The sequence below is a fragment of the Streptomyces sp. NPDC059895 genome, assembly GCF_042731035.1.
Classification (GTDB): Bacteria; Actinomycetota; Actinomycetes; order Streptomycetales; family Streptomycetaceae; genus Streptomyces.
Window position 1 is genome coordinate 1 of the sequence record NZ_JBHWKO010000112.1, and the last position, 1,851, is coordinate 1,851.

The 1,851-nt window shown below is 56.6% G+C and carries 1 rRNA gene (only partly in view); it reads right to left on the reverse strand.

The features are described from left to right. Positions 1-22 precede the first annotated feature (22 nt). A 23S ribosomal RNA gene (locus tag ACFV9M_RS41700) occupies positions 23-1,851 on the reverse strand; it runs 1,372 nt beyond the window's last position.

The window sequence follows — 1,851 nt, forward strand, 5'->3', positions numbered from 1 at the left end:
AACACAGTGGACGCGAGCAACTGAGGACAAGCCCTCGGCCTATTAGTACCGGTCACCTCCACACGTTACCGTGCTTCCAGATCCGGCCTATCAACCCAGTCGTCTACTGGGAGCCTTACCCCATCAAGTGGGTGGGAATACTCATCTCGAAGCAGGCTTCCCGCTTAGATGCTTTCAGCGGTTATCCCTCCCGAACGTAGCCAACCAGCCATGCCCTTGGCAGAACAACTGGCACACCAGAGGTTCGTCCGTCCCGGTCCTCTCGTACTAGGGACAGCCCTTCTCAATATTCCTACGCGCGCAGCGGATAGGGACCGAACTGTCTCACGACGTTCTAAACCCAGCTCGCGTACCGCTTTAATGGGCGAACAGCCCAACCCTTGGGACCGACTCCAGCCCCAGGATGCGACGAGCCGACATCGAGGTGCCAAACCATCCCGTCGATATGGACTCTTGGGGAAGATCAGCCTGTTATCCCCGGGGTACCTTTTATCCGTTGAGCGACGGCGCTTCCACAAGCCACCGCCGGATCACTAGTCCCGACTTTCGTCCCTGCTCGACCCGTCGGTCTCACAGTCAAGCTCCCTTGTGCACTTACACTCAACACCTGATTGCCAACCAGGCTGAGGGAACCTTTGGGCGCCTCCGTTACTCTTTAGGAGGCAACCGCCCCAGTTAAACTACCCATCAGACACTGTCCCTGATCCGGATCACGGACCCAGGTTAGACATCCAGCACGACCAGACTGGTATTTCAACGACGACTCCACAAGAACTGGCGTCCCTGCTTCACAGTCTCCCAGCTATCCTACACAAGCCGAACCGAACACCAATATCAAACTGTAGTAAAGGTCCCGGGGTCTTTCCGTCCTGCTGCGCGAAACGAGCATCTTTACTCGTAGTGCAATTTCACCGGGCCTATGGTTGAGACAGTCGAGAAGTCGTTACGCCATTCGTGCAGGTCGGAACTTACCCGACAAGGAATTTCGCTACCTTAGGATGGTTATAGTTACCACCGCCGTTTACTGGCGCTTAAGTTCTCAGCTTCGCCCACCCGAAAGTGAGCTAACCGGTCCCCTTAACGTTCCAGCACCGGGCAGGCGTCAGTCCGTATACATCGCCTTACGGCTTCGCACGGACCTGTGTTTTTAGTAAACAGTCGCTTCTCGCTGGTCTCTGCGGCCACCCCCAGCTCAAGGCGCAAAGCCCATCACCAGACGTGGCCCCCCTTCTCCCGAAGTTACGGGGGCATTTTGCCGAGTTCCTTAACCATAGTTCACCCGAACGCCTCGGTATTCTCTACCTGACCACCTGAGTCGGTTTAGGGTACGGGCCGCCATGAAACTCGCTAGAGGCTTTTCTCGACAGCATAGGATCATCCACTTCACCACAATCGGCTCGGCATCAGGTCTCAGACTATTGCCAGGCGGATTTACCTACCTGACGTCCTACACCCTTACCCCGGGACAACCACCGCCCGGGATGGACTACCTTCCTGCGTCACCCCATCACTCACCTACTACCAACTTGGGCCGGCGGCTCCACCACTTTCCATTCCCCGAAGGGTCCGGAACGGCTTCACGGCCTTAGCATCACTGGATTCGATGTTTGACGCTTCACAGCGGGTACCGGAATATCAACCGGTTATCCATCGACTACGCCTGTCGGCCTCGCCTTAGGTCCCGACTTACCCTGGGCAGATCAGCTTGACCCAGGAACCCTTAGTCAATCGGCGCAAACGTTTCTCACGTTTGTATCGCTACTCATGCCTGCATTCTCACTCGTGAACCGTCCACAACTACCTTCCGGTGCTGCTTCACCCGGCACACGACGCTCCCCTACCCATCACAGC